This window comes from Streptomyces sp. NPDC026417, assembly GCF_055567695.1.
Genome location: NZ_JBVHPY010000003.1, coordinates 74,400 through 86,861 on the forward strand (window position 1 = coordinate 74,400; position 12,462 = coordinate 86,861).

Annotated in this window: 10 protein-coding genes and 1 pseudogene; 6 read left to right on the forward strand and 5 right to left on the reverse strand. The window is 72.1% G+C overall.

The window, feature by feature from the left end:
- The first annotated feature begins 379 nt into the window (after positions 1-379).
- From ACZ4NT_RS05535 to ACZ4NT_RS05545, 3 genes are all read left to right on the forward strand, one after another.
- Positions 380-1,702, forward strand: a complete 1,323-nt coding sequence (locus ACZ4NT_RS05535; RefSeq protein ID WP_121408675.1) for an aldehyde dehydrogenase family protein — start codon at positions 380-382, stop codon at positions 1,700-1,702.
- A gap of 306 nt (positions 1,703-2,008) precedes the next feature.
- Positions 2,009-2,899, forward strand: a complete 891-nt coding sequence (locus ACZ4NT_RS05540; protein WP_467723654.1) for a glycoside hydrolase family 19 protein — start codon at positions 2,009-2,011, stop codon at positions 2,897-2,899.
- A 111-nt stretch (positions 2,900-3,010) separates the two neighbouring features.
- Complete coding sequence (locus tag ACZ4NT_RS05545; protein WP_467723656.1) at positions 3,011-4,384, forward strand: phospholipase; 1,374 nt, start codon at positions 3,011-3,013, stop codon at positions 4,382-4,384.
- Between the two features lie 21 nt (positions 4,385-4,405).
- Here the strand turns inward: ACZ4NT_RS05545 and ACZ4NT_RS05550 are convergent, their stop codons facing one another.
- Complete coding sequence (locus ACZ4NT_RS05550) at positions 4,406-5,152, reverse strand: flavodoxin family protein (RefSeq protein ID WP_467723658.1); 747 nt, start codon at positions 5,150-5,152, stop codon at positions 4,406-4,408.
- A 361-nt stretch (positions 5,153-5,513) separates the two neighbouring features.
- Here ACZ4NT_RS05550 and ACZ4NT_RS05555 point away from each other — a divergent pair.
- A pseudogene (locus ACZ4NT_RS05555) lies at positions 5,514-6,300 on the forward strand (aldo/keto reductase).
- Positions 6,301-6,350: 50 nt separating this feature from the next.
- On the opposite strand, the gene sph reads toward ACZ4NT_RS05555, so the two are convergent.
- Complete coding sequence (gene sph, locus ACZ4NT_RS05560; RefSeq protein ID WP_467723660.1) at positions 6,351-7,337, reverse strand: sphingomyelin phosphodiesterase; 987 nt, start codon at positions 7,335-7,337, stop codon at positions 6,351-6,353.
- Positions 7,338-7,612: 275 nt separating this feature from the next.
- The gene (locus ACZ4NT_RS05565) at positions 7,613-8,323 is read right to left on the reverse strand and encodes a dienelactone hydrolase family protein (protein WP_467723662.1); all 711 of its coding nucleotides are present in this window, start codon (positions 8,321-8,323) and stop codon (positions 7,613-7,615) included.
- A gap of 250 nt (positions 8,324-8,573) precedes the next feature.
- On the opposite strand from ACZ4NT_RS05565, the gene ACZ4NT_RS05570 reads away from it, so the two are divergent.
- A complete protein-coding gene (locus ACZ4NT_RS05570; RefSeq protein WP_467723664.1) occupies positions 8,574-8,972 on the forward strand; it encodes a VOC family protein in 399 nt (132 codons plus the stop codon).
- Between the two features lie 278 nt (positions 8,973-9,250).
- A complete protein-coding gene (locus ACZ4NT_RS05575; RefSeq protein ID WP_467723666.1) occupies positions 9,251-10,339 on the forward strand; it encodes an adenosine deaminase in 1,089 nt (362 codons plus the stop codon).
- A gap of 13 nt (positions 10,340-10,352) precedes the next feature.
- On the opposite strand, the gene ACZ4NT_RS05580 is transcribed toward ACZ4NT_RS05575, so the two are convergent.
- Positions 10,353-10,856, reverse strand: a complete 504-nt coding sequence (locus ACZ4NT_RS05580) for a mycothiol transferase (protein WP_121408180.1) — start codon at positions 10,854-10,856, stop codon at positions 10,353-10,355.
- 149 nt (positions 10,857-11,005) lie between these two features.
- Positions 11,006-12,316 (reverse strand): extracellular catalytic domain type 1 short-chain-length polyhydroxyalkanoate depolymerase, encoded by a 1,311-nt coding sequence (locus ACZ4NT_RS05585; protein WP_467723669.1) that lies wholly within the window; start codon positions 12,314-12,316, stop codon positions 11,006-11,008.
- Between the last annotated feature and the right edge of the window lie 146 nt (positions 12,317-12,462).

Here is a 12,462-nt window from a genome sequence, read left to right on the forward strand (position 1 = left end):
CACTCCCCCCTCCCCCCCACCCCCCCCCCCCCCCCCCCCCCCCCCCCCCCCCCCCCCCCCCCCCCCCCTCCCCCCCCCCTCCCCCCCCCCCCCCGCCCCGTGCCAGGCGTACGAGGCGGCCCTCGCGCGCACCGGGAATCCGGGGGAGCGGGCCTTCCTGCAACGCCGCCGGACGGAACTGGCCGGGCACGGCCCGGACCCGGCGCCGCCCCCTCCGAGCGAGCCTCCTGCCGATCCCGGCGCCGACAGGTGAGGCGCCGGATTCGTGTACGGGGAATTTATGCGGGCACGAGAACAGTTGGCATATACATCCAGCTGTGTGACCAGCTCACGAGCACCCGCGTGGCCCCCCGGGGCCGCGCCCGACCAGCGAGGCACCGTGAACCACTCCACCCCCGAGCAGCCCGCCGACGTCGTCTCCCGGCTGCGCGCCACCTTCCGCACCGGCCGCACCAAGCCCGTCGAGTGGCGTACGAGCCAGCTGAATCGCCTGCGCGAGATGCTCACCGAGCACGGCGACGACCTCGCCGCCGCGCTCCACGCGGACCTCGGAAAGAGTTCCACCGAGGCCTTCCGCACCGAGATCGACTTCACCGTGCGCGAGATCGACCACACCCTGGAGCACCTCCAGGGCTGGCTGCGCCCCGAGCCCGCCCCCGTCCCCGCCCACCTGGGGGCCGACGCCACGGCCTGGACGCAGTACGACCCGCTCGGCGTCGTCCTGGTCATCGCCCCCTGGAACTATCCGGTGCAGCTCCTCCTCACGCCGCTGCTCGGCGCGCTGGCCGCGGGCAACGCGGTGGTCGCCAAGCCCAGTGAGCTGGCCCCCGCCACCTCCGCCGCGCTGGCCCGGCTGCTGCCGCGGTACCTCGACACCGACGCGGTGGCCGTGATCGAAGGCGGCGTCCCGGAGACCACGGCGCTGCTCACCGAGCGTTTCGACCACATCTTCTACACCGGCAACGGCACGGTCGGACGCATCGTGATGCGGGCCGCCGCGGAGCACCTCACCCCCGTGGTCCTCGAACTGGGCGGCAAGTCACCGGCGTTCGTCGACGCCGACGCCGATCCGGCCGTCGTCGCGGACCGTCTCGTGCGCGGCAAGTTCCTGAACGCCGGACAGACCTGCGTCGCACCCGACTACGTCCTCACCGACCCCGAGACCGCCCGCGCCCTGGAGCCCGAGCTGGTGCGCGCCGTGGAGGCGCTCTTCGGCGCCGACCCCCGCACCTCGCCGGAGTACGGCCGCATCGTCAACGAGCGGCACTTCGACCGGCTGCACGCCCTGCTGGACTCCGGGCGCCGGGTCACGGGCGGTGCCGTCGACCGTGCCGCGCGGTACATCGCACCCACCGTCCTCGCCGACGTGGACCCCGCGGCGCCGGTCATGCAGGAGGAGATCTTCGGTCCCGTCCTTCCGATCGTCACGGTGGCGGACCTCGACGAGGCGATCGACTTCATCAACGACCGCGACAAGCCCCTGGCGCTCTACGCCTTCACCGGCTCGGACGGCACCCGCCGCCGGCTGGCCGCGGAGACCTCCTCGGGCGGCCTCGGCATCGGCCTGCCCCTGGCTCATCTCACCGTCTCCGACCTGCCGTTCGGCGGGGTCGGCGAGAGCGGCATGGGCAGCTACCACGGCCGCTACTCGCTGGAGACGTTCAGCCACCGCAAGGCCGTGCTGGAGAAGCCGCTCGGCTGAGCCGCGCGACGCGATGGCCCGGATCGTCGAGGACGGCCCGGGCCATCGGCGTGCCGCCGTCCGTACGGGTGCGCGCGCCGTTCCCCAACGTCCGCCGTGCGCAAGGTGGTTCGTTGCCAACGTTGTCGGATCCGACTGGTCTACACCCTTGACTGGTACAGACCAAGGCGGTTGAGTGTGGCACCACAACCCCCCACCGCGGCCGCCCCCGACGCCGTGGCCGGTGTCCGCCGGCGCGTGCGTGCAGGGCCCAACTCCGCTCTGCCCCGTGCCGGGCGCGGCCGTGTTCGCAAAGGAGTCGATCCTGTGTCGAGGCGCCGAATCTCCGCCGTCATGGCCGCACTCATCGTCGGCACGGCCGCACCGGTACTCCTGCCGGCCGCGGGTGCGTCCGCCGCGTCCTGTTCGAGCTATCCCGGCTGGGTCGCCGGAAAGTCCTACGTCACCGGCAACATCGTGCGCTACACCGACGGCAAGGCCTACATCGCCGAGCACGACAACCCGGGTTACGACCCGACGATCAGCACCTGGTTCTGGGAGCCGTACGCGTGCGACGGCGGTTCCACCACGCCCTCCGACGGCTTCGTCGTGAGCGAGGCCCAGTTCAACCAGATGTTCCCGAACCGGAATGCGTTCTACACCTACAGCGGCCTCAAGGCGGCCCTCAGCTCCTACCCGGGGTTCGCCAACACGGGCAGTGACACCGTGAAGAAGCAGGAGGCCGCCGCCTTCCTCGCCAACGTCAACCACGAGACCGGCGGCCTGGTGTACGTGGTGGAGCAGAACACGGCCAACTACCCCCACTACTGCGACTGGGGCCAGCCGTACGGCTGCCCGGCCGGTCAGTCGGCGTACTACGGCCGCGGTCCGATCCAGCTCAGCTGGAACTTCAACTACAAGGCCGCGGGCGACGCGCTCGGCATCGACCTGCTCAACAACCCCAACCTGGTGCAGACGGACGCCTCCGTGGCCTGGAAGACCGGCCTCTGGTACTGGAACACCCAGAGCGGGCCGGGCACGATGACGCCCCACAACGCGATGGTCAACAGCGCGGGATTCGGCCAGACCATCCGCAGCATCAACGGCTCGCTGGAATGCGACGGAAGGAACCCGGCCCAGGTCCAGAGCCGGGTGGACGCCTACCAGCGGTTCGTGCAGATCCTGGGTACCTCGGCCGGCGGCAACCTCTACTGCTGAGTAAGTCCTGCCGGTTCTGCACTGTCAGGTGCATGGCAGGGTGCGGCATCCTGTGTGCGCGTTCGCTCCGCTCGACCTCGTCGTCCGGCACGGAAGGACACCGCCACAGTGATGCCGCCCCCACGCCCCCTGCTCGCCGCCCTCGCCGCAGGGGCCGCGCTCGCCTCCGTCTTCCTCGCCCCCGGCCCCGTGAACGCCGCGGACGTGCCGGGCCCGGGCGCCTACTACGTCCAGAGCGCCGTGACGGGACTCAACGCGGCCGACAGCGGGGGAGCGGTACTCCAGCGCAATCCCCGGGGCAACGAGGACCACCAGCAGTGGACGCTGCGCGCCGCCGGATCGTCCTATGTCCTGGAGAGCGCCGACACCGCGGGCAACTGCCTCGGCCGCTCGGGAGACCGGGCCGCGACCGTGCCCTGCGCCGGCGGTGACGCCGCGTGGGAGATCGCAGCGGCCGGCGCCGACCGCCACACCCTCAAGGCCCCCGGAGCCGACCGGTATCTGACCGTGGCCCCCAGACCCGCCGGCTCCACCTATCCGGCCGAGCTGGCGATCGGGGCCGCGGGCGGCCTCGCGGCCTGGTACCTGACCCCCGTGAACCCGGCGACCGGACCCATGCCGCCCCAGGACCGGCGCACCCTGGACCAGGTCACGTTCCTCACCGCCCACAACGCCTACGCCAACGGAGTCGACGGCGGCTTCGCCCCGCCCTTCGTCAACCTGTTCCCCAACCAGACGCGCGGGATCGACCGGCAACTCTCCGACGGCGTACGCGGATTCATGCTCGACGTCCACCAGACCCCCGACGGCGGCATCCTCTGCCACAACAGCTGCACCCTGGTCAGCAGGCCGGTCGCCCTGTGGGTCGACCTCCAGCGCATGGTGGACTTCCTGAAGCAGCACCCGGACCAGTTCGTCACCGTCTTCCTGGAGGACTACGTCGACCCCGGGGTCCTGCGCGGCGAACTCGCCCGCGTCAACGGCCTGTCCGACGTCCTCTACCGCCCCGACCGGACCGGCGTACGGGAGAACGGCTGGCCCAGGATGGCGGACCTGCTCGCCGCGAACGACCGGCTGCTGATCTTCACCGACCACAGCCGCTCCGCCGACGAGGCCGCCGGACTGACCCGCGACGGCTTCGGCGTCATGTACCAGCGGGAATGGACGGTGGAGAACTACTGGTCCATGGGGTCGGGCCTCGGCTCCTCCGACTGGTCCTGCTACAGCCGCTGGTACGACGCCACCACCACCCTCCCGCTGACCCGTACCGAGGGTGCCTTCCGTCCGCTCTTCGTCATGAACCACTTCCGGGACGCCACGGTCGCCTCCACCGCGTCGACGGACAACGGCAAACTCGCCGACCGGGCCGAACGGTTCTGCCGGCCCGCCGCCCGCAAGAAGCCCAACTTCCTGGCCGTGGACCGCTACGACCTGGGCAACCCCGCCGCCGCGGTGAACACCCTCAACACGTACACGTACCCGTAGGGTCCGGACCGGACGAGGAACTCAGCGGTAGTCGGGGTTCGGGGCGTCGAAGCGGCAGCCGGCGTCCCACTCCGAACGCTGGTTGCCGTGGGCCGGGAAGCCTCCGCCGCGCTTGAGCATCGCCGCCAGGTGCATCAGGTTCCAGGTCATGAAGGCGGTGTTGCGGTTGGTGAAGTCGTTCTCCGGGCCACCCGACCCGGCATCGAGGTACGAGGGTCCGGGGCCCGCAGGACCGATCCATCCCGCGTCGGCCTGGGGCGGAATGCTGTAGCCGAGGTGCTGGAGGCTGTAGAGGATGTTCATGGCGCAGTGTTTGACACCGTCCTCGTTGCCGGTGATCAGACAGCCGCCGACCCGTCCGTAGTAGGCGTACTGCCCCCGGCCGTTGAGCAGACCGGAGCAGCTGTAGAGCCGCTCGATGACCTGCTTGGTGACCGAGCTGTTGTCGCCCAGCCAGATCGGTCCCGCGACGACCAGGATGTCCGCCGCCATGACCTGTTCGTACAGGCCCGGCCAGGCGTCCGCGCCGAAACCGTGCTCGGTCATGTCCGGGTAGACACCCGGCGGGAGATCGTGGTCGACGGCGCGGACCACATCGGTGGCGACACCCCGCCCGTCCATGATCGCGCGGCTCTTGTCGATCAACCCCTGGGTGTGGCTCCGCTGCGGTGACGGCTTGAGGGTGCAGTTGATGAACAAGGCGGTCAAGTCGTCGAAGCGGTACGCCTCGTCGGCCGGGGCGGACGCGGCGGACTGCGAGTCGTTCATGGGCGGGCTCCTTGACACAGGCCGGTCGGGATCGGGTAGGCACCCGTCCGAGAAGTGGGTTGCCGGCAGCTTCTCGCGTGCGGCCCGATATGTCCCCGCCGACTCGCGCGCGGGGGGCCACGCGACAGGACGATCCCCCTCCTGCCCGCGACCCCACCACCGCTGCGACCCCGGAGCCCCTCGCAGGGCCCCCGGATCCGCCCGCGCCGAACGCCGCGGCCCCGCGCGAGGCACCCGCCGTACGCCCAATCGGGCCGGCGGACACCTGTCACCGGCGGGCCTCGCACCGCTTTCGGCCCCGTGCCGGACTGCCCTGTCGACCTCCGAAACGATCACCGCCGCAGCCGCCGGCACCTGGACCATGGGCGACATCGTCGTCGACCGCATGGGGTTCGGCGGGATGCGGCTGACGGGCAGCGCCGCCTTCCACGAGGCACGCCGAGCGACCGCACGCGCGCGATCGCCGCGATGCGGCGCGGTCGAACTGGGCGTCGACCACATCGACCCGCCGCCTTCTCTGCGCGGCCAAGGTCGGGCCCCACCGCGACCAGTCGGGGGAGTGGGTCACCTCGGCGAGGCCCGGGGACCTGCGCGGCCACGTCGAGGAGAAACCTGCGCCGGCTCGGCCGCGACCATCTCGACGTGGTGTACCTCCGGCGGATGCGCCAGAAATCGATCTCCGAGCACTTCGGCGCCCTCGCCGAGCTGCGCCGGGTCGGCCTGATCCGTCACCTCGGCGTCTCCGCGGTGGAACCGCGGCACCTCGCCGAGGCCCCGGCCATCGCGCCGATGGTCAGCGTGCAGAACCAGTACGGCCTCCACTCACCGGACCCCGGCACCGACGCCGTGCTGCGGGCGTGCGCCGAACGGGGCATCGCCTTCGTGCCGTTATTCGCCATGGCGGGCCCGGGCGGCGCACAGGGCCCCGGCGGTACCGACGAGGACGCCGTACCGGCCGTCGCCCGGCGCACGGCGCGACCCCGGCGCAGATCCGGCCGGCCCGGACCCTGCGACAGGGCCCGCACGTGCTCGCCGTCCCCGGCACGGGCAACCCCGACCACCTCACCGAGAATGTGGCCGCGGGGGCGCTCCGCCCGGCCGACGAAGAGGTGGCCCGCCTGGACGCCGTGCACCGGCGGAGCGACTGACCGCCGGCTCCGCCCGGCGGGGCGACTCCCCGCCGGGCGGCCTTCGGACGTCACTCCGACAGTGCCCTCAGCGGGTAGTGGTCGGACAGGTTCGTGTAGGTGTAGTCGGTGCCCCAACTGCTCACGGTCCAGGGGGCGGACTGCTCCTTGACCACCTCGTTCGACCATCCGGCGGGGCGCGCGTGACCTGCGCGGTGGAGGACGTGGTCGAGATCCTCTCGGGGGTCGGAGGGGTAGCGGTCGTGCGCGATGGAGTTGTCCTGCGTGTCGAAGGAGTAGGGATGCCCGGTCCGCGCGTCCGCCCCGACCAGGCCGGCGTCGGCGAGCATCGAGCCGTATTCGGAGCCGCGTGAGTCCACGTTGAGGTCCCCGGCGACCAGTACCTGCTCGTCCTCCGGGATGTGTTTGGCGTCCAGGAACGCGTCGATCGCCTTGAACTGGCGGCTGCGCACGGCGACGGCCTCACCCGCGCCGCATCCGGGGTCCGTCGACTGCGCATGGGTCGCCACGACGTGGACCTTGGCGCCGTTCACATCCAGGACCACGTAGGCGAAGCCCTTGTTCGACCACCAGTCCGCGCCGCACGCGTCCTTGTAGACGTACTGCTCCTTGCGCAGGACCGGCCACCTGCTGAGCACGGTGACTCCGCCGTCCTCGGGGGTGGCCGAGGAGTAGGCCCCGCCGGTCGCGTCCCAGCCGCTCCTGCTCCGCCCGACCACCGGTGTCTGGTAGGGGTATGCGCCGGCCGCCGCTGTTTTCAGCGCGTCCGAGGAGGAGTTGTCGAAGGCCTCCTGCAGCACGACGACGTCGTTCCCGCGGAAAAAGGACGCCTTCGGTATCTCCGCGGCCCGGTGGTCCTGGCCCCAGTTGGGGTAAAGGGTCCTGCTCATCAGGAAGACGTTGTACGACAGGACGTGCAGCGAGGGGGTCCCGGCGGTGTCCGCGGCGGCGGGTCTCGCCCCGGCGAGACCGGCGGCGGCGAGCGAGAGGACGAGAGCGGCCGCGCACGGGATGCGGCGCGGAGCGGAGAGCGGCACTGGATCTCCCTGTGGGTGCGGGGGGTTGAGTGGCGCGGCACATCAAACCATCGGGGATTACTCCCTGGTAACTCCCGTGCGGGAAAAGGGTGTCGGCCAGGAGTACGTCTTCCTCACGGCCGCTCACCCGAACGCCCCGGCCGGCTCATGCCTCGTCGCGCGGAGAAGTGCCGTGTCGGGCCCGCGACACCGCCGGGCTCACGCCGCCGGGCCCGCACCGCTCGGCTCACGCCGCCGTGTTCGCACCGGCCGCGTGCTCCCCCGCGGCCCGGGGCTCAGTCCAGCTGGTCGTGCAGGAAGGCCACCGTGCTCTGCCAGGCCTGAGCGGAGGCCTTGGGGTCGTGGACCTCGGGACGCCCGTCGTTGAAGAAGGCGTGGTGGGCCGCGTAGAGGCGGAGGTCGGGTGTGATGCCGGACTGCTGCTGAATCGCCGCCCGCATTCCGTCCAGCTTCTCCAGCGGGATGCTGGTGTCCAGCTCGCCGTAGTGGCCCTGGACCTGCGCCCGCAGCGCGGAGAAGTCGGGCAGCTCGCCCTGGATGACGCCGTAGAACGGTACGGCCGCGCCGATCCGCCCGTCGGCCGCCGCCAGGTAGATCACGAAGCCGCCGCCCATGCAGAAGCCGACCGCGCCGACGGTGTCCGAGGTGACCTCGGGCAGCCCGAGCAGATGGTCGACCGCGCCGGAGAGCAGGTCGACGCCCCGGGACACCGGCAGGTCCTGCATCATCCGCAGCGCCTCGTCGCTGTCGTGGGCGACATTGCCGCCGTACAGGTCGGGGGCGAGCGCCACGAAGCCCTCCTGGGCGAGCCGGTCCGCGACGTCGGCGATGTGGTCGGTGAGGCCCCACCACTCCTGGATGACGATCACGCCGGGGCCCTGGCCCGACGGCGGCAGCGCCAGATAGCCGTGCGCGGTGGACCCTGCGCTGGGGAAGGTGACGTTCTGGCGGGCGGGGGCTCCGGTCGGCTTCGGCTTCTCGGTCATGGCGTTCAACTCCTGTGGGGACAGCGCTGGGCGGGGGACTGGGTCCCGAGTCGATCTCCACGATGTCACGAGTGGGTGCCACCCCCGGGACCGGCCCGCGCCGCGGCGGGGCGGGCCGTCCGCGACCACGGGCGCCCCCTCCGGCGAAGGGGCGCCGGGCCCGGGCGGCGTAGGGGCGGGGTGGCGGCGACACGCCGCCCGCAGGATGCCGTACCCTACCGTGTTACGTATAACTTCCGGAGAGGTCCAGATGAGACGCATCGCCCTGGTCACCCTCGTCGTCGACGACTACGACGAGGCGATCCGCTTCTACACCGAGGCCCTCGGCTTCCGCCTCGCCGAGGACGCCCCTCGGCCGGACGGCTCCCGCTGGGTCGTCGTCGAGGCCGGCCCCGCCGGCCCGGGCACCGGGCTGCTGCTGGCCCGCGCCAAGGACGAGGCGCAGCGCGGCCGGGTGGGTGACCAGACCGGCGGGCGCGTGGGCTTCTTCCTGCACACCGACGACTTCGCCCGGGACCAGGCCCGGATGCGGGCCGCCGGGGTGACCTTCCTGGAGGAGCCGCGCCACGAGCCCTACGGCACGGTCGCCGTCTTCGAGGATCTGTACGGAAACCGCTGGGACCTGCTCCAGCCCGCCCCGGAGGAGTGACCCTCGCACGGGCCGCGCCGGACGCGTGACCCGTGCCCGGCACGGACGTCCGACTCCGTCGAGTCCCTCCGTCCATGGATCTCCGACCCCGTCGGTGGCCGCCACGGACGGGTGACCGCCGGGGCCCGCCAGGCACGGTCGGTCGCCGGACCCGTCACGGCCGCCGAGGCGTGCGAGCCCGTACGGCCCGTCCCCGGACACGTATCCCCCGGGGCTTCCTGCCCCATCCCGCCGAACCCATCGCCCACCCCCGCACGACCTGCCGAGGAACTGAACGCATGACCGCGCACCGCATCGACACCGACACCGTCCGCCGCCTGCCGAAGGCGGTGCTGCACGACCACCTCGACGGCGGTCTGCGCCCCGCCACTCTGGTGGAGCTCGCCGGCGCGGTCGGCCACACGCTGCCCACGACCGACCCCGAGGCGCTTGCCGCCTGGTACTACGAGGCCGCCAACTCCGGTGACCTCGTGCGCTACATAGCCACCTTCGAGCACACCCTCGCCGTCATGCAGACCCGCGAGGGCCTGCTGCGCACCGCCGAGGAGTACGTCCTCGACCTCGCCGCCGACGGTGTGGTCTACGGCGAGGTGCGCTACGCCCCCGAACTGATGCTGAACGGCGGGCTGACCCTGCCCGAGGTCGTCGAGACCGTGCAGGAGGGGCTGGCGGCCGGCATGGCCAAGGCGTCGGCCGCCGGTACCCCGGTCCGGGTGGGCACCCTGCTGTGCGGCATGCGGATGTTCGACCGGACGCGGGAGATCGCGGACCTGGCGGTGGCGTTCCGGGACGGCGGCGTCGTCGGTTTCGACATCGCCGGCGCCGAGGACGGCTTCCCGCCGGCCGACCACCTGGCGGCCTTCGAGCACCTGCGCCGCGAGAACGTGCCCTTCACCATCCACGCCGGTGAGGCGCACGGCCTGCCCAGCATCCACCAGGCCCTCCAGGTCTGCGGCGCCCAGCGGATCGGTCACGGCGTGCGCATCACCGACGACATCGTGGACGGCAAGCTCGGCCGCCTCGCGGGCTGGGTGCGCGACCGCCGCATCGCCCTGGAGATGTGCCCGACGTCCAACCTCCAGACCGGCGCCGCCACTTCGATCGCCGACCACCCCATCACGGTTCTGCGGGACCTCGGCTTCCGTGTCACCCTCAACACCGACAACCGGCTGGTGTCGGGCACGACGATGACCCGCGAGATGTCGTTGCTGGTCGACGAGGCCGGCTGGACCGTCGAGGACCTGCGCACGGTCACGGTCAACGCCCTCAAGAGCGCGTTCATCCCGTTCGACGAGCGGGCCGCGCTCATCCGCGACGTCGTGCTGCCGGGCTACGCGGACGCCGGGGCGTCCGCGACGGCGGTCTGACCCCCCGGCGGCCTCAGCGCAGCAGCCCCCGGACGTACGCCGCCTGGCCGACGTGCTGGAGATCGTCGGACAGAACGCTGATCAGGCGGACGCCCAGGGTGACGGGCGGGTCCCACCCCTCGTCGACGACGCGTTCCAGATCCTTGTCGGCCAGCTCCCGCAGGTACGCGAGGGTCCGGTCGTGCACCGCGTCGTAGTAGCCGGTCAGGAGGTCGCCCGAGTCCACCCGGACCCGGGCGACCTCCTTCGGCGTGTGGCCGTAGCCGGTGTCGCGCGCGGGCAGTCCGAGCGCGAAGCGGTCGGCCCAGCCCGCGGACAGCCAGACCTGCTCGTGTCCGGCCACGTCCGCGACGTGGTCGTCCTGCACCCGCGTGAGATGCCAGACCAGCCAGGCGATCGAGTTGGCCCCGTCACGGGGCGGGGTGTTCAGTTCCTCGGCGGAGAGGCCGTCGACGGCCGCGTGCACCTCCTCCTGGATGCGTCCGTATGCTTCGGCGAGAACGTCCTTGGAATGCATGACCCCCACCCTCTCTCAGCGGCGTGTCGATCGCGATCGTCCGACCGCCGTGTGTCGGCCTCGTACGACGCGGGGACGTCCCAGGATTCCGGTATCTCCCGCCCGCCGACGGTGGACGCCGGATGTGTGCGGTGCCGTGGACCGCGGCCTCAGGCGAGGGTGCAGCGCGTCCCGCCGAGCGTGAAGGACGCGGGTTTTCCGGTGTCGCCCGTGTGGCTCGCCTGGAAGCCGATCTGCGTACTGGCCCCGGCGGCGAGGGTGGAGTTGTACGCCAGGCTCCTGGCGGTCACCGAGCCGCTTCCCGGGCTGTACGTCGCTCCCCAGCCGGACGTGATGCCCTGCCCCGCGGGCAGGGTGAAGGCGAGGGACCAGTCGCGGAGCGGTGCGGTGCCGGTGTTGGTGAGGGTGATCGTCGCGGTCAGGCCGCTGTTCCAGGCATTGACCGTGTAGCCCACCCGGCAGGCGCCCGGGGAGGGTTCGGGTCCGGGATCGGCTGCGTCGAGCCCGAAGAACGTGATCGCCCGAGCCGCCATCCCGCCGGTCGGCAGGGTGTGGCCCCCGCCCTGGACGCTGACGGCTTCCACGGGCGCCTGGTCCCCGCTGCCGCCGTAGCGGGTGCGGGTCCAGTCCGGCTGCGGACGATCGCCGGACACGGCCGTGCGGCCGACGCCGAGGACGTTCGTCCACTGGTCGATCTGTTCCCCGAAGTTCGGATAGCGCAGCGTCGCGTCCTCCGTGCCGTGCCAGATCTGCATCCTGGGGCGGGGGCCGCTGTGTCCGGGGGCGGCGGCCCGGACCAGGTCGCCCCACTGCTGCGGTGTGCGGTCCACGGTGCCGTTCGCGCAGGCGCTGTTCCAGCCCGAGCCGTCGGTTGTCGCGAAGCAGGAGTGCGGTACGCCCATGAAGGCCGCGCCCGCCTTGAAGACGTCGGGGTAGTTGCCGAGCAGGACGTTGGTCATCATGGCGCCCGAGGATGCGCCGGTGACGTACACCCGGCCGGGGTCCGCGTTCAGGTGCTGCTCGACGTACCCGACCATCGACCTGATGCCCACCGGGTCGCTGCCGCCGTCGCGCCTGAGGGCCTGCGGCGAGGAGACGTCGAAGCAGTTGCCGCTGCGGGTCGCCGAGGGGTAGACGACGACGAATCCGTACCGGTCGGCCAGTGACGCGAATTCCGTGCCCGAGTGGAAGGCGGGCCCGGAACCCGTGCAGTAGTGCACCGCCACGAGCACGGCGGGCCGGGGCCGGACGCTGTCCGGCACGTACAGGTGCATCCGCAGGCCGCTCGGGTTGCTGCCGAAGGCGGCCACCTCCGTCAGCGTGGCCGCCGACGCCGGGGGAGCGGCGACGACGAGCAGGAGCGACGACAGCAGGGGCAGGATTCCTGCCAGCAGGGCCGTCAGCAGTGTTCTCGCCGGCCGGCCGACGGTCGTCGGCCCGGTCGGGGACCTGTCGGTCATGTGCGCGTCCTTCCTGTACTTGCTGCGGTGCCGGGGGCGGCCGGCCGGGGCGGACCCCAAAGGGGGTCCCCCCCCGGGGGGGGGCCCCCTTCTCCCTCCTTCCCCGTCCCCCTTCGGGGTCCCCCGTTTTTTTCCCCTTCCCCAAT

What these genes read in the sequence shown, in the direction of transcription:
- ACZ4NT_RS05545 (WP_467723656.1), top strand. Translation starts at nt 3,011, where the DNA reads ATGCCGCCCCCACGCCCCCTGCTCGCCGCCCTCGCCGCAGGGGCCGCG.
- ACZ4NT_RS05550 (WP_467723658.1), bottom strand. Translation starts at nt 5,152, where the DNA reads ATGAACGACTCGCAGTCCGCCGCGTCCGCCCCGGCCGACGAGGCGTAC.
- ACZ4NT_RS05565 (WP_467723662.1), bottom strand. Translation starts at nt 8,323, where the DNA reads ATGACCGAGAAGCCGAAGCCGACCGGAGCCCCCGCCCGCCAGAACGTC.
- ACZ4NT_RS05570 (WP_467723664.1), top strand. Translation starts at nt 8,574, where the DNA reads ATGAGACGCATCGCCCTGGTCACCCTCGTCGTCGACGACTACGACGAG.
- ACZ4NT_RS05575 (WP_467723666.1), top strand. Translation starts at nt 9,251, where the DNA reads ATGACCGCGCACCGCATCGACACCGACACCGTCCGCCGCCTGCCGAAG.
- ACZ4NT_RS05580 (WP_121408180.1), bottom strand. Translation starts at nt 10,856, where the DNA reads ATGCATTCCAAGGACGTTCTCGCCGAAGCATACGGACGCATCCAGGAG.
- ACZ4NT_RS05585 (WP_467723669.1), bottom strand. Translation starts at nt 12,316, where the DNA reads ATGACCGACAGGTCCCCGACCGGGCCGACGACCGTCGGCCGGCCGGCG.